The 24,803-nt window shown below is 67.2% G+C and carries 26 protein-coding genes and 2 tRNA genes; 23 read left to right on the top strand and 5 right to left on the bottom strand.

What is annotated here, in order from left to right; translation table 11 throughout:
- The first annotated feature begins 15 nt into the window (after positions 1 to 15).
- From galU to V3G39_16680, 11 genes are all read left to right on the top strand, one after another.
- Positions 16 to 960 (top strand): UTP--glucose-1-phosphate uridylyltransferase GalU, encoded by a 945-nt coding sequence (gene galU / locus V3G39_16730; GenBank protein ID XAS76264.1) that lies wholly within the window; start codon positions 16 to 18, stop codon positions 958 to 960.
- A gap of 4 nt (positions 961 to 964) precedes the next feature.
- Positions 965 to 2,167 (top strand): gephyrin-like molybdotransferase Glp, encoded by a 1,203-nt coding sequence (glp, locus tag V3G39_16725; GenBank protein ID XAS76263.1) that lies wholly within the window; start codon positions 965 to 967, stop codon positions 2,165 to 2,167.
- Positions 2,155 to 2,628 (top strand): cyclic pyranopterin monophosphate synthase MoaC, encoded by a 474-nt coding sequence (gene moaC, locus V3G39_16720; protein XAS76262.1) that lies wholly within the window; start codon positions 2,155 to 2,157, stop codon positions 2,626 to 2,628. Before glp ends, moaC begins: the two co-directional genes overlap by 13 nt.
- Positions 2,621 to 3,097, top strand: coding sequence for a molybdenum cofactor synthesis domain-containing protein (locus V3G39_16715; GenBank protein ID XAS76261.1), 477 nt, complete (start codon positions 2,621 to 2,623; stop codon positions 3,095 to 3,097). Before moaC ends, V3G39_16715 begins: the two co-directional genes overlap by 8 nt.
- A 44-nt stretch (positions 3,098 to 3,141) precedes the next feature.
- On the top strand, positions 3,142 to 3,729 hold the full coding sequence (locus V3G39_16710; GenBank protein ID XAS76260.1) for a GNAT family protein: 588 nt from the start codon (positions 3,142 to 3,144) through the stop codon (positions 3,727 to 3,729).
- Positions 3,730 to 3,784: 55 nt separating this feature from the next.
- Positions 3,785 to 4,837 carry a hypothetical protein gene (locus V3G39_16705; GenBank protein ID XAS76259.1) on the top strand — a complete coding sequence of 351 codons (1,053 nt, stop codon included), beginning with the start codon at positions 3,785 to 3,787 and terminating at the stop codon, positions 4,835 to 4,837.
- Between the two features lie 58 nt (positions 4,838 to 4,895).
- A tRNA-Ala gene (locus V3G39_16700) sits at positions 4,896 to 4,971 on the top strand.
- A 173-nt stretch (positions 4,972 to 5,144) separates the two neighbouring features.
- Positions 5,145 to 5,510, top strand: a complete 366-nt coding sequence (locus V3G39_16695) for a cupin domain-containing protein (GenBank protein XAS76258.1) — start codon at positions 5,145 to 5,147, stop codon at positions 5,508 to 5,510.
- Positions 5,507 to 6,064: an HAD-IIIA family hydrolase gene (locus V3G39_16690; GenBank protein XAS76257.1), complete on the top strand. Its 558-nt coding sequence runs from the start codon at positions 5,507 to 5,509 to the stop codon at positions 6,062 to 6,064. The genes V3G39_16695 and V3G39_16690 overlap by 4 nt, the downstream gene beginning before the upstream one ends.
- 42 nt (positions 6,065 to 6,106) lie before the next feature.
- On the top strand, positions 6,107 to 6,592 hold the full coding sequence (locus V3G39_16685; protein ID XAS76256.1) for a PH domain-containing protein: 486 nt from the start codon (positions 6,107 to 6,109) through the stop codon (positions 6,590 to 6,592).
- Complete coding sequence (locus tag V3G39_16680; protein ID XAS76255.1) at positions 6,589 to 8,271, top strand: PH domain-containing protein; 1,683 nt, start codon at positions 6,589 to 6,591, stop codon at positions 8,269 to 8,271. Before V3G39_16685 ends, V3G39_16680 begins: the two co-directional genes overlap by 4 nt.
- Positions 8,272 to 8,287: 16 nt before the next feature.
- On the opposite strand, the gene V3G39_16675 is transcribed toward V3G39_16680, so the two are convergent.
- Positions 8,288 to 9,940, bottom strand: a complete 1,653-nt coding sequence (locus V3G39_16675) for a phospholipid carrier-dependent glycosyltransferase (protein ID XAS76254.1) — start codon at positions 9,938 to 9,940, stop codon at positions 8,288 to 8,290.
- 134 nt (positions 9,941 to 10,074) lie between these two features.
- Here V3G39_16675 and rsmI point away from each other — a divergent pair, with 134 nt between their 5' ends.
- Entirely contained in the window at positions 10,075 to 10,926 is an 852-nt protein-coding gene (rsmI, locus tag V3G39_16670) for a 16S rRNA (cytidine(1402)-2'-O)-methyltransferase (GenBank protein ID XAS76253.1), read from the top strand.
- Positions 10,927 to 11,035: 109 nt separating this feature from the next.
- Here rsmI and V3G39_16665 read toward each other — a convergent pair whose 3' ends face one another.
- Entirely contained in the window at positions 11,036 to 11,359 is a 324-nt protein-coding gene (locus tag V3G39_16665) for a hypothetical protein (protein ID XAS76252.1), read from the bottom strand.
- 147 nt (positions 11,360 to 11,506) lie between these two features.
- On the opposite strand from V3G39_16665, the gene metG reads away from it, so the two are divergent.
- A complete protein-coding gene (metG, locus tag V3G39_16660; GenBank protein XAS76251.1) occupies positions 11,507 to 13,300 on the top strand; it encodes a methionine--tRNA ligase in 1,794 nt (597 codons plus the stop codon).
- Positions 13,297 to 14,154 (top strand): TatD family hydrolase, encoded by an 858-nt coding sequence (locus V3G39_16655; protein ID XAS76250.1) that lies wholly within the window; start codon positions 13,297 to 13,299, stop codon positions 14,152 to 14,154. Before metG ends, V3G39_16655 begins: the two co-directional genes overlap by 4 nt.
- A 165-nt stretch (positions 14,155 to 14,319) precedes the next feature.
- Here the strand turns inward: V3G39_16655 and V3G39_16650 are convergent, their stop codons facing one another.
- A complete protein-coding gene (locus tag V3G39_16650) occupies positions 14,320 to 14,742 on the bottom strand; it encodes a hypothetical protein (protein XAS76249.1) in 423 nt (140 codons plus the stop codon).
- Here V3G39_16650 and V3G39_16645 point away from each other — a divergent pair.
- From V3G39_16645 to V3G39_16630, 4 genes are all read left to right on the top strand, one after another.
- Positions 14,732 to 15,268, top strand: coding sequence for a resuscitation-promoting factor (locus tag V3G39_16645; protein ID XAS76248.1), 537 nt, complete (start codon positions 14,732 to 14,734; stop codon positions 15,266 to 15,268). The genes V3G39_16650 and V3G39_16645 overlap by 11 nt on opposite strands.
- Before the next feature lie 102 nt (positions 15,269 to 15,370).
- The gene (gene rsmA / locus V3G39_16640) at positions 15,371 to 16,231 is read left to right on the top strand and encodes a 16S rRNA (adenine(1518)-N(6)/adenine(1519)-N(6))-dimethyltransferase RsmA (GenBank protein XAS76247.1); all 861 of its coding nucleotides are present in this window, start codon (positions 15,371 to 15,373) and stop codon (positions 16,229 to 16,231) included.
- An 8-nt stretch (positions 16,232 to 16,239) separates the two neighbouring features.
- Positions 16,240 to 17,172: a 4-(cytidine 5'-diphospho)-2-C-methyl-D-erythritol kinase gene (locus tag V3G39_16635; GenBank protein ID XAS76246.1), complete on the top strand. Its 933-nt coding sequence runs from the start codon at positions 16,240 to 16,242 to the stop codon at positions 17,170 to 17,172.
- Positions 17,173 to 17,202: 30 nt separating this feature from the next.
- Positions 17,203 to 19,056, top strand: coding sequence for an ABC-F family ATP-binding cassette domain-containing protein (locus tag V3G39_16630; GenBank protein XAS76245.1), 1,854 nt, complete (start codon positions 17,203 to 17,205; stop codon positions 19,054 to 19,056).
- Positions 19,057 to 19,084: 28 nt separating this feature from the next.
- Here V3G39_16630 and V3G39_16625 read toward each other — a convergent pair whose 3' ends face one another.
- Positions 19,085 to 19,582 (bottom strand): MarR family winged helix-turn-helix transcriptional regulator, encoded by a 498-nt coding sequence (locus V3G39_16625; protein XAS76244.1) that lies wholly within the window; start codon positions 19,580 to 19,582, stop codon positions 19,085 to 19,087.
- Positions 19,583 to 19,651: 69 nt separating this feature from the next.
- The gene (locus tag V3G39_16620; protein XAS76243.1) at positions 19,652 to 20,329 is read right to left on the bottom strand and encodes a TetR/AcrR family transcriptional regulator; all 678 of its coding nucleotides are present in this window, start codon (positions 20,327 to 20,329) and stop codon (positions 19,652 to 19,654) included.
- 109 nt (positions 20,330 to 20,438) lie between these two features.
- Between V3G39_16620 and V3G39_16615 the strand changes: the two genes are divergently transcribed.
- The 5 genes from V3G39_16615 (at position 20,439) to pth (ending at position 24,713) form a co-directional block, all read left to right on the top strand.
- A tRNA-Gln gene (locus V3G39_16615) sits at positions 20,439 to 20,517 on the top strand.
- Between the two features lie 93 nt (positions 20,518 to 20,610).
- On the top strand, positions 20,611 to 22,101 hold the full coding sequence (gene glmU, locus V3G39_16610; protein XAS76242.1) for a bifunctional UDP-N-acetylglucosamine diphosphorylase/glucosamine-1-phosphate N-acetyltransferase GlmU: 1,491 nt from the start codon (positions 20,611 to 20,613) through the stop codon (positions 22,099 to 22,101).
- On the top strand, positions 22,101 to 23,078 hold the full coding sequence (locus V3G39_16605) for a ribose-phosphate diphosphokinase (protein XAS76241.1): 978 nt from the start codon (positions 22,101 to 22,103) through the stop codon (positions 23,076 to 23,078). Before glmU ends, V3G39_16605 begins: the two co-directional genes overlap by 1 nt.
- Before the next feature lie 251 nt (positions 23,079 to 23,329).
- A complete protein-coding gene (locus tag V3G39_16600; protein ID XAS76240.1) occupies positions 23,330 to 23,989 on the top strand; it encodes a 50S ribosomal protein L25/general stress protein Ctc in 660 nt (219 codons plus the stop codon).
- A gap of 127 nt (positions 23,990 to 24,116) precedes the next feature.
- Positions 24,117 to 24,713, top strand: a complete 597-nt coding sequence (gene pth / locus V3G39_16595) for an aminoacyl-tRNA hydrolase (GenBank protein ID XAS76239.1) — start codon at positions 24,117 to 24,119, stop codon at positions 24,711 to 24,713.
- Positions 24,714 to 24,803: the final 90 nt, after the last annotated feature.

Here is a 24,803-nt window from a genome sequence, read left to right as displayed (position 1 = left end):
GGTTAGCCTTCGAGCATGACGGCACCGAAGAACAGCGACGTACACAAGGCGGTCATCCCCGCGGCCGGGCTCGGCACCCGCTTTCTGCCCGCGACCAAGGCGATCCCGAAAGAGATGCTTCCGGTCGTTGACAAGCCGGCTATCCAGTACGTCGTCGAAGAAGCCATCCGCGCCGGATGCGACAACATCCTCACCATCACCGGGCGCAACAAGACGGCGATGGAGAACCACTTCGACCGGCACTGGGAGTTGGAACAGGCGCTGGAGAAGAAGGGCGACGAGCTACGGCTGGACCGGGTCCGCAAATCTGCGAACCTCGGCAACGTGCACTTCATCCGGCAGGGTGAACCGCTCGGTCTGGGGCACGCGGTCCTGTGTGCGCGCCCGCATGTCGGTAACGAGCCCTTCGCAGTGCTACTCGGTGATGACCTCATCGACGAGACCGAGGATCTGCTGGAGCGGATGATCCAGGCGCGCTTGGACTACGGGGGGACGGTCGTGGCGTTGATGGAGGTGCCGCGGGACCAGGTGCAGCTCTACGGCTGCGCGCAGGTCGAGCCGATCGACGGCACCGATGATGTTGTGCGGGTGACGTCCATGGTCGAGAAGCCGCAGCCGCAGGATGCACCGAGCAATCTGGCCATCATCGGTCGCTACGTCCTGGACCCGGCGATCTTCGCCGCACTGGAGAAGACTGGTCCGGGCGCCGGTGGTGAGATCCAACTCACTGACGCCATGCTGCAGTTGACCGACCCGAGCGTGCCCGGCGGCGGGGTGACCGGGGTGATCTTCCGGGGAAACCGCTACGACACGGGTGACCGGCTGGACTACCTGAAGGCCGTCGTGCGGCTGGCTGCCCGGCACCGCGAGTTCGGTGAGAGCTTCCGCGAGTGGATCCGTGACTGGGCAACGTCCGAGGAAGCCCACGGCCATCCTGAGCACCGTTACATGGAGCACTGAGGCGATGCCCTCGGTCGAGGACTACCGCCAGCATCTGCTCAGTCAGGTACGGCCGTTGCCGGCACGACTGCTGTCGGTGAGCTCACCGGACGTGCTGGGCCTGATCCTGGCCACCGATGTGGTCTCGCAGGTTGCGCTACCCGGGTTCGACAACTCGGCGATGGACGGGTACGCGGTGCGGGCCGCCGATGTTGCAGGTGCGCCGGTGACGTTGCCGGTGCAGGGCGATATCCCGGCCGGCGACACCCGCAGTTCCTCGATGGCGCCCGGTACGGTGTGGCGCATCATGACCGGCGCGCCCATGCCGTCCGGCGCCGACAGCGTGGTGCCGGTGGAATTGACCGACGGCGGCACCACGGACGTGCGGATCGAGCAGGCCGTCACCCTGGGTGCGTCGGTGCGCCGACGCGGCGGCGACGTCGTACCAGGAGACGTTGTGGCGCTGGCCGGCACCCGGACAGCACCACGCCACGTCCCGGCGATCGTGTCCTCCGGTCTTGCCCAGGTGTCGGTAATCCCGCGGCCGAGGGTCGGGGTGGTCAGCACCGGTGATGAGCTTCGGCCGTCCGGGAGCAGCTTGGCCGCCGGCCAGATCATCGACTCCAACGGTCCGATGCTCGCCTCGTTGGTGCTCGCGCATGGTTTCGAGCTCGGCCCGGTACTGACGGTCGGCGACGACGGACCCGGCACCCGGGCGGCGCTGCAGGCGTTGGCAGCCGATGTCGACGCGATCGTGACCTCCGGCGGGGTCAGTGCGGGCGCTTTCGAACCGCTGAAACTGGCCTTCGCCGACGAATTCGAATTCAGCAAGGTGGCGATGCAACCGGGCAAACCGCAGGGTTTCGGGCTCATCGACGACGTCCCGGTCTTTGCGCTACCGGGCAACCCGGTCAGCTCGCTGGTGTCGTTCGAGGTGTTCGTCGCGCCCGCGTTGCGTGCAATGGCCGGCCGTCCCGCGGTGGCGCCCGTGCTGCGTGCGACGGTCGAGCAGGGCTGGTCCTCCCCACCGGGACGGGTGCAGTTCGCCCGTGTCGTCCTGGACTCCGACCGGCGCATCGTGTCCTCCGGTGGTCAGGCCTCGCACATCATGGGCGCCCTGGCGGCGGCGAATGCGCTCGCCTACGTCGCTGCGGACGTTACCCAGGTCCACGAGGGTGACGTGCTGGACGTCTACCCGCTGGCAGGTGATCCGGCATGGATCGGCTGACCCACCTCAACGCCGACGGTGATGCCCGGATGGTCGACGTGTCGGCCAAAGCCATCACTGCACGGGTAGCGGAGGCACGCGGGCGGGTGCTGCTCTCAGGTGCTGCGGTCGCCGCCCTGCGCGATGACACCGTGCCCAAGGGCGATGCGCTCGCCGTGGCCCGGATCGCCGGCATCCAGGCCGCCAAACGCACCCCCGAGCTGATCCCGTTGGCGCATCCGGTCGCTATCCACGCGGTCGCGGTGACGTTGGTCGTGCAGGACGATGGGGTCGACATCGCCGCTGCGGTGCGCACGGCGGACCGCACCGGTATCGAGATGGAAGCTCTCACCTGCGTCTCGGTCGCGGCCCTGGCGCTGATCGACATGGTCAAGGCCGTCGACAAGCACGCACGCATCACCGATATCCGGGTTACCGCGAAATCCGGCGGTCGTTCCGGGGACTGGACCGAAGATGCCTAGCGCCGTAGTGATCACCTGCTCGAACCGGGCATCCAGCGGGGTGTACGCCGACCGGTCCGGACCGCTGCTGGTTTCGGCGGCACGCGCCTGGGGTTTCGAGACGGGTGACGCTGTTGTCGTGCCCGACGGGGCCCCGGTGGGGCAGGCTCTGCGCAACGCCATCGCCTCAGGCGCTCACCTGGTGTTGACGACCGGAGGCACCGGTCTGACGCCGACCGATCAGACCCCCGAGCAGACGGCCGGGCTGCTGGACCGTGTGGTTCCCGGCATACCGGAGGCGCTGCGCGCTGCGGGCGCCCACAAAGGAATAGCCACCGCGGTGCTGTCGCGCGGCCTGGCGGGCGTTGCCGGCGGAAGCCTGGTCATCAACCTGCCCGGGTCGACCGGCGGGGTCAAAGATGCGATCGAGGTGCTGGCCGACGTCGTGGTGCACGCAGTGGCGCAGATCCAGGGCGCGGGCGCCCATTGAGCGACCGGTTCTGGCCTGTTGCCGTCGAAGGCGACTGGCGCGGAATGCGTATTGTGCTGCGTCCCTTGCGGGTCCGCGCCGACCGCGCTGAGTTCGTCCGACTGCGCTCGCTCAACGCCGACTGGACCAAACCGTGGGACTCCACGTCGCCGACCCAGTCGGGGCCGATGTCGTTCGCCCGCATGGTGCGCGACCACGACCGGCAGGCGGCGCGCGGCGAACTGCTGCCGTTCGCGGTCGCGATCGACGGCGAACTGGCCGGTCAGATGCACTTGTTCAACATCGTCCGGGGTGCTCTGCGATCGGCCGGTGCCGGGTACTGGATCTCCCAGCGGTACGCCGGGCGTGGTGTTACGCCGTTCGCGCTCGCCACCGTGATCGACTACGCGTTCGATGAGCTACGCCTGCACCGGGTCGAGGTCAACATCCGTCCGGACAACACGTCCAGCCTCGCCGTGGTGCGCAAGGTGGGTCTTCGCGCCGAAGGGGTGCGTGCCTCCTACCTGCACATCAACGGGCAGTGGGAAGACCACCGCTCGTTCGCCATCGTCACCGAGGATCTGAAGGCCGGTCCGGGTGCCCCGCAGAGCGCGGTGCAACGGCTCCGCGACCAGTTCGAACGTACGGTCTGACGACACACCGGCGACCCTGCCCGACAAGCCATTCCGAAGCCCATAGCCTTCGCCTGTGACCATCCCGAGCAGCCTGATCTTCGTCGCGATCGTGGTTCTTTGGGCGGGATGGTTGTTACAACACCAGATCCGCCGCAGACAGTTGTTGTTGACAGCCCGCAATGTCGAGACGTTCTCCGACGCCATGCGGGTCCTGGAGCGGCGTGCCCCGGTGGCAATCTCAGCGATGGACCCCTCGACGGTCACCCGACGGCCGTCACTGCGCGCCGGGACAATGCTGTTCGGCGAACAAAACGAGCAGGAGGACCGCCCCGAGCTGACGAACCGCGCGTCGGCGTCCTTATCCGATGTCTTCTTCGATGCCCCAGCTGCCGACGAAACGAGTGAGGCTGCCATGACCGGCGATTCCGAAACGCCTGCGAAGACCCACGAGATGGCCGTTCGACTGCGCCGAGTGATGCGCACGCGACGAACGCGCGGCATCGCACTGCTGATCGCCGTGGCGCTCTTCCCGCTGACGTTGATCGGCGTCATCGCCGGCGGCCTTTCAGCTGTGACGCTGCTCGGCTCTGCCGTACTGATCGGCGCTGTCGTGCTGTGGTTGCGCACTGAAACTCTCGCCGAGGCCCGTCGCAGCGGTCGGGCGGCGCCTGCCCGGCCGCAACTGCGTCGCACCCGGTCCATTCCCGAGGCGCCACCACTGCAGGCACCGGCCCACGACCGTGGCGTCGACGCAGTTGCGACCAGCACCGTTGCAGCGGACATCGGGCAGGGTCGGAAGCTCACCTTCGCGCGCAGCGATGTGCCCTTCGACGGTGACCCCGCACCGGTCGCACCGCAGGTGCCGATAGCGGCCAGTGCTATCTCGACAGCCGTCGCGTCGGACACCCGGGCGTCCTCGACCTCCACCCGGACTTCGGCTGCGGACGGCACCTGGTCGCCGGTGCAGGTGCCGAAGCCGACCTACACGATGAAGGCCAAGGCACCGGAGCGGGCAGAAGTCGCCGCTGCGTCATACGCAAATGTGCCGGTGGAGGAACTGCCGTTCGACGGGCTCGCACTGGACCCCGAGGAAGAGGATCTGCCCTCCGTCTTCCGTGCAGGCTGAGAGCAGCACCTACCGGTTCGGACTACGGCCGCTCCGGTGTTAGTGTTGCCCTGCTTTTGGGGCTGTGGCGCAGTTGGTAGCGCGTCTCGTTCGCAATGAGAAGGTCAGGGGTTCGATTCCCCTCAGCTCCACCACGACGTTGCCCCGGTCATCCGACCGGGGCAACGTGCGTTGTGCCCCGGTCTGATGACCGGGGCCTGAGTGTCCTACCGATGCGGGACGCAGGTCCCTGGACTCTGCGGTGGTCTTGTAGAAGAGTTGCAGGTGTGCGGGCCGGATGGTCCGCGACCACGAATGAAGGATGCGCATGGACAACACGTCACTGACCGCGTTGGCACGAGAGCTGGGGCAGGAGTCGCTCACCGCCAGCAGCGGTCGAGCTGCGCGGACGGTGTACGGCGGCCACGGGCACATCCTGCGGCACACGATGATCGCCCTGGCGAACGGGCGGGCCCTGGATGAGCACGAGAACCCTGGGGAGGCCACTGTGCAGGTGCTGCGGGGTCGCGTCCGCGTGGAGGGTGGCGGCGAGTCGTGGGAGGGCGCTGCAGGTCACCTGCTGGTGGTCCCGCAGTGCCGCCATTCGCTACTTGCGCTGGAGGACTCGGTCATCGTGCTGACCGCAGCCCTGGTGAACTCGATGCCGAAGGCGCAGGACACGCAACAGGCGTGACTCGCCGGCCGGTTGCGGGCAGGGGCGTCCCGCTGCGCGCCATCCTCTTCGATCGCGATGACACGCTCATCGAGAATGTGCCGTACAACGGCGATCCAGCACGGGTCGTACCCCTTCCTGGTGCGCGCGAAGCCATCCAGGTCGCCCGTTCGGCCGGCCTGCTGACCGGCGTCGTCACCAACCAGTCCGGGATCGGCCGCGGCCTGCTCACGAGCGCCGAACTGATGGCCGTGAACGCGCGGGTCGATCAGCTTCTCGGACCTTTCGATGCCTGGCAGCACTGTCCGCATACGCCCTGGCAGGGGTGCGCCTGCCGCAAACCGGCACCTGGCATGGTGCTGGCTGCCCTGCAGCAGTTGGGCGTCTCCGCCGCCGAGTGCGCCCTGGTCGGTGATGCCGGCAGCGACATCCGTGCCGCCGGTGCAGCGGGAGTCCGCGCAGTCCTGTGTCCGGGCCCGCAGACCACCCTGCAGGACCGGCAGGACGCGCCACACGTGTGTCGCGACGTGACATCGGCGGTGCAGCTGCTCATCGGTCTCGGCGGCCCGCGTTGATCTCGATCGGTGCCTCAGCGGGTTGCGTGAGAAGGTTTGCGCGTGGATCAGCTACGGCAACCTGCAAACCTGGTGGCGCCGCGCGCGAAAGCGATGTGGGCCGTGGATTCCGCCATTTTCGCCGTCGTCGGCGCGGTCGTCGTCGGTGCACTGGCCTACTTTCAGGTGCTGGAGGGTGTCTGGCTCTACCTCGCGGGCGCGGCCGTCGTCCTGGAGGTTCTCGTCGGGGTGCTGGTGGTGCCGTTCTGGCGGTACGCGGTGCACCGTTGGGAAGTGACCGAGACGGCCGTCTACACGCAGCGCGGCTGGTTGGTGCAGGAGCGTCGGATCGCGCCGGTCTCACGGGTGCAGACCGTCGACACCGAGCGTGGCCCACTCGCGCAGCTCTTCGGCCTGAGCACGGTCACCATCACCACGGCATCCGCCAAGGGTGAATTACGCATCGAAGGGCTGCTGCGCGCAGACGCCGAGCGGCTCGTACGCGATCTGACGGCGACCACGGCGGCAATTCCCGGAGATGCCACATGACCCAGCCCCCTGCGTCGTCCCACTACGGCCACGACCTGACCAAGCCCGACAACGCCGCACCTGAGAAAGCCGTGCCTGAGAACGCCGTGCCTGACGCCATACCGACGATCGCGGACATCCCCGAGGACGGCGTGTGGCGGCGCCTCAGCCCGCGCATGCTGCTGATCCACCCCGTCCGCGAGGTCATCCGCTTCCTTCCCGCGCTCATCGCGGTGGTCTTCGCGGGTCGTAGCGGCGGCCAGCAGTGGTGGGGCCTGGTCGTGACCGCGGTGGCCATCGGTTCGGGCATCGCCCGATGGTTCACGACCCGATACCGCTTCACAACGTCGCAAGTGCAGTTGCGATCGGGACTGCTGCGGCGGTCGACCGTGTCTGCGCCGGCCGACCGGGTGCGGTCGGTCGATGTGACCGCATCCATCCTGCATCGTGCCCTCGGCTTGGCGGAGGTCAAGATCGGGACCGCCGCAGGCGAGAAGGAGATGAAGCTGGACGGCCTGACGTCGAGCGAGGCGGCTGCCCTACGCAGCGACCTGCTTCATCACAGCGCCCCGGTCGCGTCGTCCACCGGGATTTCGGCCATCGGCGCCGACAACGCCGCATCGGCGCCGGACCACTTCGGTGGGGTCGACCTGGGCACGGTCGACGACGAAACTCTCTACCGGTTGCATGCGTCGTGGTTGCGGTTCGCGCCGTTCAGCCCGAGCGGGTTGATCGCTGCGCTGGCGATCTTCGGATTGGGCAGTCAGCTGCTTCAGGAGACCGGTCTGGACCCGTCGGGGTCAGGGGTGTTCCAGGACACCAGCAACACCCTCTCCAGCTATGGACTGGCGGCTGCTGTCGTGGTCGGACTGCTCGGGCTGCTCGTGATCGTCGTGCTGCTCTCGCTGATCGCGTATGCCCTGGCGTTCTTCAACTTCAGGCTGACCCGTAGCCGCGGCGGTGAGACCTTCCACGTATCGCGCGGACTGCTGACGACCCGGGCCACCTCGCTGGAGGTGCGGCGGTTGCGAGGTATCGAGATGCACGAGCCGGTTCCGTTGCGCTGGGCGAGTGGTGCCCGGTTGCGTGCCATCACCACCGGCGTCAAGGACGAGGGGACCGGGATGAGCGCGCTACTGACTCCGCCGTCCCCCAGGCTCGTCGTGCAGCAGACCGCGGAGCAGGTGTTGCGGGCACCGGGACGGTTGCAGGCGCGGTTACGCACCCACGGGCCGTCCGCTGTCCGTCGTCGGTGGACTCGCGCGTTCAGCAGCTCAGGCATCCTGGCGGCGGTGCTGGCTGGCGCGGCGTGGTGGTTCGGACTGTGGGGGTTGATGGTGCTGCCCGCCCTGGTGCTGGTGGCTGCCGTCCCGCTGGCGCGCAGTCGGATTGCCGCACTGGGGCACGACGTGGACCAACGGTTCGTGGTCGGCCGGGCAGGCGCCCTGATGCGCTCGACCTTCGTACTGGAACGATCCGGTGTCGTTGCGCTGACGTTGCGTCGGTCCGTCTTCCAACGTCGAGCCGGTGTGTGCTCGGTGCTGCTCGCGACTGCCGCCGGTTCGGGGTCCTACGAAATCATCGACGTAACCGATCAGCGCGGGGACGAGCTGGCCGACCAGGTCAGCGGGGGCCTGGCTGGTCAGTTCATGGTCGCGGACAGCCGCGTCAGACCCGGCCCTGATCAGGCCCTGCCCTGACCGGACGTGGCCCCGCTCAGACCCAGCTGGGGAACCACATCCGCCACTGCCAGTGCGGTTGCGGGATGACTTCGGCGGTCCAGATGGGCCAGAAGAACGCGAACAGCGCGACCACCAGGATCACGTAGCCCCCGACAGCGATCTTGCCGTAGAGAATTCGTTGTGCGTTCGCGGTGACCGGCCCGAGGACCAGCCCCAGCACGAACACGCAGGCCAGCACCACATACGGAACGAAAGCCACGCTGTAGAAGGTGAAGATCGTGCGCTGCTGGTACATGAACCAGGGGAACCAGCCTGCGGCCACGCCCGCCCAGATGGCGCCCGCCCGCCAGTCGCGGCGCAGCAGCCAGTAGAACACCAGAATCACCAGCGCCACAGTGCCGAACCACCAGATACCGACGTTGCCCAGCGAGGTGATTGCCTTGCTGCAGTTGCCGCCTGCGCAGTTGTGCGGGCTCTCGTAGAAGAACGACGTGGGTCGGGTCTGCAGGGTCCACGACCACGGGTTGGACTCGTACGGGTGGGTCGAGGTGATGCTGACCGCCGAGTTGTACATCTCGATGTTGTACTGCCACATCGAGCGCAGGGCGTTCGGTAACCAGGCGAACAGATGGCTGTCGGGGGCAAAACCCCCCTTGACCGCGGGGTTGGTCAGTGCCCACTGCCGGTCCCACGCGTCGGAGCTGCGTAGCCACCCGATCCAGGTGATCACATAGGTGCCCAACGCCGTCGCGACCATGTACACCGCAGCGGGTAGAGCATCCTTGATGAAGGTCGCGCTGATCCAGCGGCGTGCCCCGACGCTGCGACGCGCACCCAGATCCCACCAGACCGACATCAGGCAGAACACGGCCAGGAACCAGCCGCCGGACCATTTGGTCGAGGTGTCCAGCCCGAGACAGATTGCGGCCACCCACCGCCACGGTCGCCATCCGAGCCACGGTCCTGCGGTCTCGTTGGCGGCCCAGGTACCGGCATCTTTCGCAGCCGCGACCTTGCGGGCCAGGATCGCCCGCGTGCGGTCCCGATCGGCCAGGAGTGCGACAAACCCGGCGAGTGCCCAGAACATCACCATGATGTCGAGAATCCCGGTGCGGGACATGACGAACTCGCTGCCTTCGAAGCACAACAGCAGCGAAGCGATGGTGGCCAGCAGCGGCGATCTGAAGAGGTGCCAGGCGGCTCGACCCACCAGGTAGATGCCCAGCGTGCCCGTCGCGGCCACGGCGATCCGCCACCCGAAGGAGCTGTTGATCCCGAAGATCGACTCGCCGAGACCGATCAGCCACTTACCCATCGGCGGGTGGACCACGAAGTCGGCGTTCGTGCCGAAGACGTGCGGATTGCCCATCGTGAACAGGTTGTCCGGGAAGTTGGAGATACCGGTGGACTTGTCCTGCTTGCGCTCGTAGCCGTACAGCATGAGGGACCAGCCCTCTTTGACGTAGTACGTCTCGTCGAAGACCAGCTGGTGGGGTCGGCCGACATTCCAGAAACGTAGGACGCCACCGATGACGGTCAGGATTGCCGGGCCGAGCCAGGCCCAGAGCTTCTCGTTCGCGGTGCGGGGGCGGCCGAGCAGCCGCCGACGCCACTGCTCAGTCGTGCTGAGCGGCCTGTCCGGCGTTGGTCTGGGCGGTCGCGCAGGGCGGACGAGAGTCTGGATCACGGGTGATTTCCTGCCTCGTCGGTACGCTGTGCGGCCCTGGATCGGTGTGCCGATGCCGCGAGGCGAGATTAGCCGACGTGCCGGCGCGGCGCCCATCGCGTCGGCGACCTCGTTCCCGTGCCAGGGTTGTGGGCGTGACTGGAGCTCTGGTGTTGGCCGCCACGCCGATCGGCGACCCGCGGGATGCGGCCCCGCGATTGGCCATTGAACTCACGTCGGCGGATGTGGTGGCCGCCGAGGACACCCGCCGGCTACGACGCCTGACGGACGAGCTCGGCGTGACGGTCGGTGGCTCGATCATCAGTTACCACGAGCACAACGAGGCACGTCGTACCCCGGACCTGGTCGAGCGGATCGCTGCGGGGGCGCGGATCGTGCTGGTGACCGACGCCGGCATGCCCTCGGTGTCCGACCCCGGATACCGGTTGGTCGTGGCGTGTGCCGCGCGGGACCTGCCCGTCACCTGCGTGCCCGGGCCGTCCGCGGTGTTGATGGCACTCGCGGTGTCCGGCCTGCCGGTGGACCGGTTCTGTTTCGAGGGATTCTGCTCGCGCAAGGCGGGGGAGCGGGCCCGTCAGCTGCAGTCCCTGGCACGCGAGCCGCGCACCATGGTCTTCTTCGAGGCGCCGCACCGCATCGCGGAGACCCTCGCCGCGATGGCGGCCGCGTTCGGTAATGACCGGCCCGCGGCGGTCTGTCGGGAACTGACCAAGACGTACGAGCAGGTACGCCGGGGCGGTCTCGCCGAGCTTGCGGGATGGGCTGCCGACGGCGTTCGCGGCGAGATCACCGTGGTGGTGCAGGGCGCGCCGCCGGTGCAGTCGACGGTGGACGACGCTCTGCCGCAGGTGCTTGCACAGGTTGCGGACGGGGTACGCCTCAAAGAGGCCTGCGCGTCCGTCGCCGCGGAGACCGGGTTGTCGAAGAAGGCCTTGTACGACGCCGCAATCGCCGCGAAGCAGCCCGCCCCACCACTGCCCCACTGACGCGGGCGCTGCACCGTGGTCGCATCTTTTGACGAGGGTGCGGCTATTGCTCACCCCTCACCAAAAGATGCAACCACAGGCTGCGCGCGGGTGTAGGAGCGCGGGGGTGTCAGGAGCAGAGGTCGTCCATCGGCAACCGTAGGTAGGCGTGCGCTGGGTCAGCGGGCTCGAAGCACACCCATACCGTCTTGCCCTGGCCCTCGTATGCCGCTCCGCTCACCTTGCCCGTCAGCGTCCGCTGGGCACCCGCAACCACGTACCCGACCGTGAGCTCGAGTCGACCCTCGGACTGCACATCGGAGGTGCGGACGGTGCCGAGGGTCATCCCGGTCGCCGCGTTCCCCGAGCCGGTGGACGACACAGTTGAGCGGAACTGGACCACGGCCGCCACGATCATCGCGACCGCGACGATCAGGGCGATGACGGCCAACATCGGGTGTCTACGGGCGGCTCGAGGGCCGGGCCGGCGAGGAGTTCGAGGTGCCGACACGGTCATAGGGTCGATGATCCCAGGCCGGCCCTGTTGGGTACACGATCGGTGTGCGGTGGCAATCTCCGGGCTCTCTAGACTCAGCCTGCTATGAAGATCCTGTCTGCAGTCGCCTGGCCGTACTCGAACGGTCCCCGCCACATCGGTCACGTCGCCGGGTTCGGAGTGCCGTCCGACGTGTTCAGCCGGTACATGCGGATGGCGGGGCACGACGTGTTGATGGTCAGCGGCACCGACGAGCACGGCACCCCGATCCTGGTGCTCGCCGAGCAGGAAGGCGTCGGTGTGCAGGAGATCGCCGACAAGTACAACGCGATCATCGCCCAGGACCTGGCCGACCTCGGGTTGTCCTACGACCTCTTCACCCGGACCACGACGCTCAACCACTATTCGGTCGTGCAGCGACTCTTCGAGGCCATCGACGCCAACGGCTATTTCGTCGAGCAGACCACCAGTGGCGCGATCAGCCCCAGCACCGGCCGCACCCTGCCCGACCGCTACATCGAGGGCACCTGCCCGATCTGCGGGTTCGGTGAGGCCCGTGGCGACCAGTGTGACAACTGCGGCAACCAGCTCGACGCGACCGATCTGATCAACCCGCGTAGCAAGATCAACGGCGAAACCCCCAACTTCGTGCAAACCCAGCACTACTTCCTTGACCTGCCGGCGTTGGCGGATGCGCTGGGGGCCTGGTTGAACGAGCGCGAGGCCAGCGGTGACTGGCGGCCGAATGTCATCAAATTCAGTCAGAACATCCTCAAAGAGATCCGCCCCCGTGCCATGACGCGTGACATCGACTGGGGCATCCCGATACCCCGCGACGGGTGGGAGACCAAGCGGTTCTACGTCTGGTTCGATGCGGTCATCGGCTACCTGTCGGCGTCGATCGAATGGTCGCGCCGGATCGGCGAGCCTCAGCGGTGGCGCGAATGGTGGAACGATCCCGCCGCCCGGTCCTACTACTTCATGGGCAAGGACAACATCGTCTTCCACTCCCAGATCTGGCCGGCAGAGCTGTTGGCCAACAACGGAGCCGGTAGCCGCGGTGGGCAGCCGGGGGAGTTCGGGGAGTTGAACCTGCCCACTCAGGTCGTCTCCTCGGAGTACCTGACGATGGAGGGCACCCAGTTCTCGACCTCGCGCGGTCACGTGATCTACGTGCAGGACATGGTGGCGCGGTACGGCCCCGACGCGCTGCGCTATTTCATCAGCGCCGCCGGACCGGAGATGCAGGATTCGGACTTCACCTGGGCGGAGTTCGTGCAGCGCAACAATTCCGAGCTGGTGGCCGGGTGGGGCAACCTGGTCAACCGCACGGCGTCGATGATCGCCAAGAGTTTCGGGCAGATCCCGACGCCGGGACCGTCGCAGCCGATCGACGAGGCGCTGCTCGATGGCCTTCTCGCCGGTTTCGAGCAGGTCGGCCAGCTGATTGAGGCGCATCGCCAGAAGGCCGCCCTGCAGGAGGCGATGCGGCTGGTCCGCGAGGCGAACAAATACGTCACCGACACCGAGCCCTTCAAACTCAAGGGCGACGACGAGCGCGAGCGGCTCGCTACGGTGCTGCACACCCTGGCGCAGGCGGTCAGCGATCTGAACACCATGCTCGCTCCGTTTCTGCCAGGTAGCGCCAACACGATCCACGCGGTGTTCGGCGGCGAGGGCGTCTTCATGCCGATGCCGCATGTGGAGCAGGTCCGCGACCTGGATGCGCCCGAGCGCACCTACCCCGTCATCACCGGCGACTACACCTCGACGCCGCGGTGGGCGCGGCGCGCGATCGTGCCTGGCACGCCCGTCGCCAAGCCGGTGCCGGTGTTCACCAAACTCGACCCGTCGGTGGTCGATGACGAATTGGCCCGGTTGCGAGGCGAGCTGCCGTGAGCAAGGGCCACGAGACCGGCTCCCGCAGCGTGCCGCCACCGGCGCCGGAACCGTTGCCGGTAGCTGTTGTCGACAACCACACGCACTGGGACCTGGGGCGCGGTGACGAGAGCCCACCCGACGTCGCTGCAGCGATCGGGGCAGCCAGGGCAGTCGGGGTGGACAGGTTCGTGCAGGTCGGCTGCGACCTGCGGGGAGCGCGGTTCACCGCGCAGGTCGTGCAGCAGTTCCCGGAGCTACTCGGCGCGGTCGCCCTGCACCCGAACGAGGCTCCGGTACTGGTGGCTCGAGGAGAGTTCGACGCCGCTTTCGCCGAAATTGCGAGCATCGCGGGGCAACCCCGCATCCGTGCGGTCGGTGAAACGGGGCTGGACTACTTCCGCACCGACGACGACGGGCGACCGGCTCAGCAGGCTTCTTTCCGCGAGCACATCGAGCTCGCCAAGCGCCTGGGTAAAGCCCTGCAGATCCACGACCGCGACGCGCACGAAGACGTGTTGCGCATTCTGAACGAACAGGGCGCACCCGACCGCACGGTCCTGCACTGCTTCTCCGGTGATGCGGCGATGGCCCGTGAGTGCGTCGACCGCGGTTATTTCCTCAGCTTCGCCGGCACCGTGACGTTCAAGAATGCGCAGGGTCTACGCGACGCGCTCGCGGTGACACCGCTGGAGAATCTGTTGGTCGAGACGGACGCACCGTTCCTCACTCCGTCACCGCACCGAGGTGCGAGCAACGCCTCCTACCTCATTCCGCTGACGGTCCGAGCGATGGCGACCGTGCTCGGTGTCGCGGTGCCGGTGCTCGCAAAAGCTTTGTCCGACAACAGCGAACGCGTCTACGGACCCTGGTGATCTGCCGTCGGGCTCTCACAGTGTGATGTATCTTTCGTTACCAAAACTTGACCTTGTCGTGCTTCTGACCCATCGTTGGGGAGTCCAACCCGGGAGCAACTGTCTCTCGGACGGGGTCCGCGCTGACGCGTAGTGTCCCGATGACAACGGCGGGGGCCTGCGTCATCAGTAGCCGATCTGTACGACGTGGGCATTGCGCTCGCGCCGACATCGCTGCGCGTCCGAAGAGAAGTCGTGACGTCCGGGCCAGTTCGTTCCCGGAGATTTTGTGACTTCTCGTCCCACCCTGTCCACCCGTTTCCCCCGTCGCGCATCCTTTGCTGCAGTAGCTGTAGCCGGCGCGACCGTGCTCGCCGCATGCGGCGGCGCAGGCACCGGCAACACCGCCGCATTCGTGCCCACCAGCAGTACGTCGGCTCCCAGCAGCGCCCCGAGTGCTGCCAGCCCTTCCAGTTCCCCCTCCACGTCCTCGACGTCGAGCTCCACCACGAGTTCCACGTCGAGCTCCACCACGAGCCGGGCGGCCCAGAAGAAGGTCTCCCGCTCCACCGTGCGCCCGACCGCATCGGTCAGTGTCGTGACCGACACCGTCCGGATTGCGCCGAACACCGTGCGTCGCACGGACTCGACTCTGGCCAAGGGCAGGCAGAAGGTGCTGCGTGAGGGCGTGTCGGGTATTCAGCAGGTAACGACCCGTCGTACCTCCGTCGGCCAACGGGTCACCGCATCCAACGTCATCAAGCGTGTCACCACCAGAGCCGCTGTCGACCGCATCATCGCGTTCGGTACCAAGGCACCGGTCGCCAGTCCGCCGCGCACCACCCCACCCGTCAGGACCCCGCCCACCGGTGGCGGTGGCTCCAGCACCAGCGGACTGGACCTGCGTCGCTCCGGCATGTGGAACAAGATCGCGGCCTGCGAGTCCGGCGGAAACTGGTCGATCAACACCGGTAACGGCTACTACGGCGGGTTGCAGTTCAACGCCCAGACCTGGTTGGCCAACGGTGGTGGCCGATTCGCGGCGCGCGCCGATCTCGCATCGCGCGGTCAGCAGATCACCATTGCCAACCACCTGTACGACCAGGCCGGCGGCTCACCGTGGGGCTGCGCCTGATCAGCACCATGGCTCAGGCAACCCCGAGAGGCTCAGCTGAACGTGAGCCCCTCGGGGTTTGCTGTGCCACCGCCAGCGTCACGTTCACCGTAGGGTGGCGCGGTGACAACACCGCAGAGCGATGGTCTGCTCAGCGCCACCCAGGTGCGAGGGCTCGCGACCGAGCTCGGACTGCGACCCACCAAGCAGTGGGGCCAGAACTTCGTCATCGACGCCAATACGGTACGCAAGATCGCCCGGCTGTCCGGCGTCGGTCCCACAGATCAGGTGGTCGAGGTCGGCCCGGGGTTGGGCTCGCTCACGCTGGCGCTGCTGGAGCGGGCGGGTGGCGTGACGGCCGTCGAAGTCGATCCCAAGTTGGCGCGACGCCTGCCGGTGACCGTGGCGCGGTTCGCGCCGACGCGCGCTGCGAATCTGCAGGTGGTGCACGGCGACGCGCTGCGTACCCGGGAGTTGCCGGATCCGGCGCCGGTCGCGCTGGTCGCCAACCTTCCCTACAACGTGTCCGTGCCGGTGGTGCTGTCCTACCTCGAGTGGTTCCCGAGCATCACGCGGGTGCTGGTGATGGTGCAGTGGGAGGTCGCCGAGCGGCTGGCCGCGCCGCCCGGCAGCCGCACTTACGGCGTCCCGAGCGCCAAAGCCGCCTGGTACGCGCAGGTGCGCCTCGTGGACCGCGTAGGGCGCAACGTCTTCTGGCCGGCGCCGAATGTCGACTCCGGGCTGGTGGAGATGATCCGACGTGAGCCACCCGAGACGTCGGTACCGCGCGACGTCGTCTTCAAGGTCATCGACGCGGCATTTGCCCAGCGTCGTAAAACGCTGCGGTCAGCACTGGCCACCTGGGCAGGTAGCCCGGTGCTGGCCGAACAGGCGTTGCGGGCCGCAGGGGTGGATCCCGGGCTGCGCGGTGAGCGTCTCGGCATCGATGAGTTTGCCGCGATCGCCGCGCATCGTCCGGCATAGTGGGCGCCATGTCACCGGATCCGTCCAGGCTCGCCGTTCGAGTCCGCGTGCCTGCGAAGGTCAACCTGGAGCTACGTGTCGGGCCACTGCGCGATGACGGATTCCATTCGCTCGCAACGGTCTTCCACGCCGTCGACTTGTTCGACGATGTCTACGTCACGCCCGCCGCGCACTGGGGGTGCACCGTTCGAGGTCCCTACGCCGACCGCGTGCCGGCCGGCCCGGACAACCTCGCCGTCCAGGCAGCCCAGCGGCTGGCCCGGCAGGTCGGCATCGAAGAAGCCCTGCAGATCGACATCGACAAGCGAATTCCGGTCGCGGGCGGGATGGCCGGCGGGTCGGCCGACGCCGCAGGCGCTCTGGTCGGTGCGGATGCACTCTGGATCCTGGGGCACGAACCAGCACAGTTGATGCAGGTCGCAGCTCAGGTGGGGTCGGACGTGCCGTTCGGTATCGCCGGCGGCACCGCGCTCGGAATCGGTCGCGGCGAGCAGCTCGTGCCGGTGTTGGCGCATGTCGATCTGTACTGGGTGTTCGCCCTGCAGCACGAGGGTCTGTCCACCGCGCGGGTGTACGCGGAATGCGACCGGCTGCGCGCCGGGCAGGTTGTGCACGAGCCGCAGCCGTCGCAATCCCTGATGGCGGCGCTGCGTTCCGGCGAGGTGGATGCGGTGGCGGCGCAGTTGCAGAACGACCTGCAACCGGCGGCCCTGTCGTTGATGCCGCGGCTGCAGCAGGTCCTCGACGCGGGGCTGGCAGCGGGTGCCCGCGGCGCGATCGTGAGCGGATCCGGCCCGACGGTCGCATTTCTGTGCGCCGATCGCCGTGCGTCGGTGGATCTGACGCGGGCCCTGAACGCCTCCCAGGTGGCCGATGAGATCGTGTCGGCGGTGGGCCCGGCGCCGGGCGCGCACGTCGTGACTCACCCGCACGGCGTCTGACCGGGCGGATCTGGCCTAACCTTTTCCCATATGCCAAATCTTCTTGCCTGCGAGCGGGTATCCCTCGCGCTGGGCACACGTCAACTGCTGGACGAGGTCTCTCTCGGGATAGGCACCGGAGACCGGATCGGTGTGGTCGGGCGCAACGGGGACGGCAAATCGACGCTGCTCCGGGTGCTCGCCGGCATCCAGGAGGCCGATGACGGTCGGGTCACCCGGGTCGGTGGTCTCAGCGTCGCGATGCTGAGCCAGGACGACTCACTGGACCCTGCCAGTCGCGTGCACGACGCGGTGGTCGGCGACCGCGCTGAGCACGAGTGGGCCGCCGACTCCAGGGTGCGCGACATTCTGGACGGACTCCTGGGTGGGGTGGGCTTCACAGGCGTCGGGGGACCGGATGCCACCGTGGGGCCGTTGTCGGGCGGGGAACGACGCCGGGTCGCCCTGGCCCGTCTGCTGATCGACGACCCGGCGTTGCTTTTGCTGGACGAGCCGACCAACCACCTCGACGTGGAAGGTGTGCAGTGGCTTGCTGCGCATCTGGTGCGTCACCGGGCCGGTAGCTCCGGCGCCTTCGTGGTGATCACTCACGACCGGTGGTTCCTGGATGAGATCGCCTCGCGCACCTGGGAGGTGGTGGACGGCGGTGTCGAACAGTACGAGGGTGGCTACGCGGCCTACGTGCTGGCAAAGAACGAGCGTGACCGGATGGCCTCGGTCACCGAGGAGCGCCGCACCAACCTGATGCGTAAAGAGCTTGCGTGGTTGCGCCGCGGTCCGCCTGCCCGCACCAGCAAACCGCGCTTCCGCATCGACGCGGCCAACGAGTTGATCGCGGGTGAGCCCGATCCGCGTAACTCCGTGGAGCTGGTCCGGTTCGCCACGACCCGGCTCGGCAAAGACGTCATCGATCTGATCGACGCGACGATCAGTTTCGACGGACGCCCGATCGTGGACCGCCAGACCTGGCGGCTGGCGCCGGGAGAACGCACCGGCATCGTCGGGGCCAACGGCGCGGGCAAGTCCACCCTGCTGCGCGCGATCGAGGGCACCCAGCCCATCGACGCGGGCAAACGCAAGCAGGGCAAGACCGTCTCCCTGGCGATGCTGACCCAGGAGGTCCGCGAGTTGGAGCAGCTCGACGGCATGCGCCTGATCGACGCGATCACCGACGTGAAGTCGTTCATCATGCTCGAGGGCAAGGAGGTCAGCGCGAGCAGTCTGGCCAAGCGGCTCGGTTTCGACGGTCCGCGCCAGCAGACCCGGGTGGCGCAGCTGTCCGGTGGAGAACGTCGGCGGCTGCAGTTCCTGCGGCTTCTCATGCAGGAACCCAACGTGCTGCTGCTGGACGAACCCACCAACGATTTGGACATCGAGACGCTCACCTCGATGGAGGACGTGCTGGACGGATGGGCGGGCACCCTCGTGGTGGTGTCCCACGACCGGTACCTGCTGGAACGGATGTGCGACCGGCAGGTGGCGCTGCTGGGTGATGGCCAGATCCGGGAGCTTCCGGGCGGGGTCCACCAGTTCCTGGAGCTACGCGCTCAGCAGCGCGCCGGGTCCGGGGTCGGTGCAGCCGCGACATCGGCGAGAGCAGCGGCCGCAGCGCAGGGCGGGACGGCGTCCAGCGCCTCAGGCGCGCAGGACGCAGCACGCGTGGATCCGGCCCGGACCCGGGAAGCACGCAAGGAGATGGGCCGCCTCGAGCGGTCGCTCAGCAAGTTGGTCGACCGGGAGAAGGCGTTGCACGACGCGCTGGTATCGGCCGCGGCCGACCATGCCCGCGTGACGTCCCTGGACGCCGAACTGCGGACGCTGCACGACGAACGTGAGGAGCTGGAGATCAACTGGCTGGAGGCCGCGCAGGTCGCGGAGGGTTAGCGAGTCGCCGGCTCAGCCGGATTCTGCTTCAGCTGGAGACGGCGGCGAGCAGCGTGCGCAGGATGGCGGCAAGTTGCTGCTGCTCGGCATCGGCCAGGTGCGCCAAGAGGGTCTCCTCGTGCCGCAGCAGGTCCGCCATTGCCGAGTCGACCACGGTTCTACCCGAGTCAGTGAGCTGCACCAGTACACCGCGACGGTCATGTGGGGCGGGGCCGCGACGGACGAAGCCGCGTTGTTCGAGGCGGTCCACCCGGTTGGTCATCGTTCCGCTCGTGACGAGGGTCTGCTGCATCAACGCGCCGGGGGAGAGTTGGTAGGGAGCGCCGACCCGCCGTAGCGCCGAGAGCACGTCGAATTCCCAACCGTCCAGGTCGTACTCGGCGAATGCAGTGCCGCGAGCCTGATCCAGTAGACGGGCAAGTCGGGTGATCCGGGACAACACGTGTAGCGGATTCACGTTCAGATCCGGGCGTTCGCGCGACCAGGCATCGACGATCGCATCGACGTCGTCGGGGGGCGCGGGCATAACGCGAGTCTACTCACCGTCAAGTTTCTTGACGTCAAGAAACGTGCGGCGACCCCGGGTTCGCGTGCCTCAGGCCACCGGCGCCACGGTGCTGACCGGAATCGACGGGGTGCCGATGCTCGCCTGACTGCTGAGGCTGGGCTCTTTCTTCAGTCCGCGCAGACCGTTCCAGATGAGGTTGACCACATGGGAGGCCGCGAATTCTTTGGATGGGCGGTCCGGCTGATGGATCCACCAGACCCCCGAGAGGGTGATGGCCCCGATCATGCCCTGCGCGTAGATCGGTGCAGCTGCCGGATCGAAACCATCCTGCTCGAAAGCCGCATCGAACATCTTCTCCACATGCCCGGCGATCGCGGACATCAGTGAGGCGGCCGAGCCGCCGCTGTACCAGGCGGGTGAACTGCGGACCAGCACCTCGAAGGAGGAAGGGGAGGTCTCCATGAAGGTGAAGAGGGCGAGTACAGCCCGTTCGATCAGTACCCGGAATTCCGCAGGCTCGGCCAGCGCGTCGGTGATGCTGGCCAGGATGTCGGTAATGGCCCGATCCACGACGACGGCGTAAAGCCCTTCCTTACCGCCGAAATGCTCGTAGACGACGGGTTTGGTCACGCCGGCCCGGGTGGCGATGTCCTCGACGGTTGCGCCCTGTACTCCGTCTGCGGCGAAGACCTCACGGCCCACGCTGATGAGCTGCTCGCGGCGTTGATCGGCAGTCATTCGAGTGCGGCGCGGTGGTGACTTCATACCTCTAGTGTGGAGGCTGGGTGCCCTGCGTGGTGCACGTTTGCAGTCGCGGGTGATCTACCCTGGTCGGCGTTCGACGGTGTTGCCGACTTCGGTTGCCTGCCGCCGTTCCCCGGTTGCTCTGCTGGTAGGGGCCGCCTGACTTTGAATCAGGATTAGCGACGTTGGTTCGATTCCAACCCGGGGAGCCGATGATGTGTCCCTTTAAGGACGCAGCGATAGCATCGCGAAAGCAATCGGTCGCAACGCTGCACATGCGCAGCCTCTGAGGAGCACCACCAGTGAGCCCCACCCCCGCAGCCGTCATCGTCCTGTCCGCCGGTGACGGCACTCGGATGCGATCGACGTTGAACAAAGCCCTGCACCGTATCGGCGGTCGTCCGCTCGTGGGCCACTGTGTCCGGGCCGCGCACGCCACCGATGCCGCTCACGTGTGCGTGGTGGTGCGTGCTCAAGCCGATGCCGTGGCAGCGGCGGCCCGCGAAAGCGCGCCGAATGTCGTCATCGCGCATCAGGATGAGGTCTACGGCACCGGTCGGGCGGTGGAGTGCGCACTGGCCGCGCTACCGGGCGATCTGAGTGGCACAGTGCTGGTCATCACCGGCGACACCCCGCTGTTGAGTGGGCAGACGCTGAACGAGCTGACGGCACATCACGAAGCATCCCCCGCCGTCGCGACGGTCGTGACGGCGATCGTGGCCGACGCCACCGGGTACGGCCGCATCGTGCGGGGCGCTGACGGTGGTGTCGAAGCCATCGTGGAGCACAAGCACGCGTCCGCCCAGGTGCGCGCGATCGGCGAGTTCAACTCCGGGATCTTCGCTTTCGACGTTGATGCACTGCGCGAGGCGATCGCTGCGGTCGGCCTGCACTCGCAGGGTGGAGAGAAGTACCTCACCGACGTCGTGGAGGTTTTCGTCGGACGGGGCCGCGCGGTCTCGGCGTACGTCCTGGACGATCTGTGGCAGACCGAAGGGGTCAATGACAAGGCCCAGTTGGCCAGGCTCGGTAAAGAGCTCAACAGGCGGACGGTGCACCGGTTGATGACCGAACAGGGCGTCATCGTGGTCGATCCCGACACGACCTGGGTCGACGTTGACGTGTCGGTCGGCCAGGACACCGTGATCGAGCCCGGCACCCAGTTGCGGGGAGCCACGACCATCGGCTCCGAATGCACGATCGGGCCGGACTGCACCCTCACCGACATGGAGGTCGGCGACGGCGCGCGCATCGTGCGCACCCACGCCGAGTTGTCGGTGGTGGGCGCGGGAGCGAGTGTCGGACCGTTCGCCTATCTGCGGCCAGGTAGTGAACTGGGAGCGGGCAGCAAGGTCGGCACCTTCGTGGAGACGAAGAATTCCCAGATCGGGCAGGGCAGCAAGGTCCCGCATCTGTCCTATGTCGGCGACGCGACGATCGGTGCGCGCACCAACATCGGCGCTGCCAGCGTCTTCGTCAACTACGACGGAGTCGCCAAACATCGCACGCAGGTCGGTGACGACTGCCGAATGGGTAGCGACAACATGTACGTCGCCCCGGTGACCGTCGGGGACGGGGCAGGCTCCGGCGCTAGTGCGGTGATCCGTAAAGACGTGCCACCCGGTGCGCTGGCGCTGTCCGTTGCCCCGCAACGCAATATCGAAGGCTGGGTGCTCGCCAAGCGGGCGGGAACGGCTCAGGCGCTCGCCGCGCAGGCGGCGCTGGACGCGATCGGCACCTCCACCGAGAAAAAGCAGACCGAGAAGAATCCGACCGGCCAGGACGACCTCTGATGGGCAGCGATGTGAAGAAAACTACCGAAAAGCACCTGATGCTGTTCAGCGGGCGCGCGCACGAAACCCTCGCGCAGACGGTCGCCCAGGAGTTGAACACCACGCTCGTGCCCACAGCGGCCTACGACTTCGCCAACAGCGAGCTCTATGTCCGGTTCGAGGAGTCGGTGCGTGGTTGTGACGCGTTCGTGCTGCAGAGTCACACGGCGCCCATCAACAAGTGGATCATGGAGCACCTGATCATGGTGGATGCGCTCAAGCGCGCATCGGCCAAGCGCATCACCGTCGTCACCCCGTTCTACGGTTACGCCCGACAGGACAAGAAATCCCGCGGCCGCGAGCCGATCAGCGCGCGGCTGATGGCCGACATGTTCAAGACCGCCGGCGCCGACCGGTTGATGGCGGTCGACCTGCACACCGACCAGATCCAGGGGTTCTTCGACGGCCCGGTGGACCACCTGCAGGCGTTGCCGATCCTGGCCGACCATGTCGGTGCGAAGTACGGCGACCAGAAGCTCGCCGTGGTGTCTCCGGACGCCGGTCGGATCAAGGTGGCCGAGTCGTGGTCCAAGCGACTGGGTGGGGTGCCGTTGGCCTTCATCCACAAGACGCGCGACATGACCCAGCCCAACAAGAGCGTTGCGAACCGGGTGATCGGCCAGGTCGAGGGCCGGTTGTGCATTCTGGTCGACGACATGATCGACAGTGGCGGCACCATCTGTCACGCGGCGGACGCCCTGATGAAGGACGGCGCAGCAGGGGTCGTCATCGCGGCCACGCACGCGATCCTGTCCGACCCTGCCGTGCAGCGGCTGCGCGATTCGGTAGCCACCGAGATCGTGGTGACGGACACACTTCCGGTGCCCACTGAGAAGCAGTTCGACAAGCTCACCGTGCTGTCCATTGCGCCGTTGCTGAGCCAGGCCATTCGCCAGGTCTTCGAAGACGGTTCGGTGACGAGCATGTTCAACAGCTAGTCCCGGCGATTTGGGCCGGGGCCGCCGATCGGCATACGATCTGCGCTGTTGCCTCGGCGAGGGACGGTGCGTGAAGCACTGGGTCCGTGATCGACGAAGCTGCACTGCCCGGTCACAACCCGGCGGTGTCGCGCGTCGAGTTCGAACTCCGTGCCTGAAGTCAACTGCTGCACCCACCGCCCCTGCTTCACGCAGATGTCCCGCGTCGAGGCCCTCATGTGCCCGTAGATCTACTGTCGAAGGAAAACACCATGGCTAGCGCCGAGAACAAGCTCACCGCCGAGGCCCGCAACGAATTCGGTAAGGGAGCCGCCCGACGTATCCGTCGCGAGCACAAGATCCCCGCCGTCCTCTACGGTCACGGATCGATCCCCGTGCACCTGACCCTGCCCGGCCACGAGACCATGCTCGTGCTGAAGAACGCGAACGCGATCCTCACGATCGACCTGGAGGGCACTGAGCACCTCGCGCTGGCCAAGGACGTGCAGCGCGACGCGATCAAGCCCGTCATCAAGCACATCGACCTCATCGTTGTTCGTCGTGGCGAGAAGGTCGTCGTCGAGATCCCCGTGCACATCGAGGGTGAGGCAGCCATCGAGACCGTCGTCGCCGTCGAGAACTCTGTGTTGTCGGTGCTCGCCGATGCCTTCGATATCCCGACGTCGGTCGTCGTCTCCGTCGAGGGCTTGAAGGCCGGTACTCAGATCCTGGCCAAGGACATCACGTTGCCCGCGGGCACCGAGCTGGACGCCGATGAGGAGCTGCTGATCATCAACATCGTGCAGCAGCAGTCCGTCGAGGACATGGAGAGCGAGCTGGAGGAGGCCGAGGCCGAAGCCGGTATCGAGCGTGACGAGTCCGATGAGGACGCCGCCGAAAAGGACGAGGCGCCTGCAGAGGATGCCAAGTAGTCACTGCATCCACGATCGCGCGCCCTGCCGCCGGAGCCCACGGGTTCCAGCGGCGGGGCGCGTCTTCGTTGCCGGTGGGACGTGCCGGACGTGCCGACGGGGTAGTCGAGCGGGCCGGGCATACTGAATGCCCGTGGATACCTGGCTGATCGTGGGACTCGGCAACCCCGGGACGTCGTACTCCGGCAACCGGCACAACGTCGGCGCGATGGCCGTCGACGCGCTGGCCGACCGCGCGGGCGCGACTTTGAAGGCACACAAGGCGCGGGCCCGCGGCGCTCAGATCAGGCTCACTGGCACCGCGCGCGGTGTCCCCGGTCCGGCTGCGGTGATTGCGGTGCCGGGCACCTACATGAACGAATCCGGTGGGCCGGTCGCTGCGCTGATGCGGTTCTTCAAGATTGCGCCCGAGCGGCTGATCGTGATGCACGACGAGCTCGATATCGACTTCGGCGCCATCAGATTGAAGCGCGGCGGGGGTGAGGGTGGGCACAACGGATTGCGCTCCATCAGCGCATCGATCGGCACCAGGGACTATTTGCGGGTGAGGCTCGGTATCGGTCGGCCGCCGGGGCGGATGGACGCGGCGTCATACGTGTTGAAGGATTTCAACTCAGAGCAGCGCAAGGAATTGGACTTCCTGCTTCCCTCGACGCTGGACGCGGTGGATCTGCTGGTCGAGCGCGGCCTGTCCGAAGCTCAGAACGTCGTGCACGGCTGGTAGCCAGGCAGGGTAGGGCGCGCGCTGGGCCGGCGAGTCGGTGCGGTGCGCGCCTGTCAGACCGCTGGCTTACAGTGGAAACACACCCCACCT

It is taken from the genome of Dermatophilaceae bacterium Sec6.4, from assembly GCA_039636865.1.
In the GTDB taxonomy this organism is placed as follows: Bacteria; Actinomycetota; Actinomycetes; order Actinomycetales; family Dermatophilaceae; genus Allobranchiibius.
Note: the sequence above shows the minus strand (reverse complement) of the source record. Positions and strands in the feature narration are given on the sequence as shown.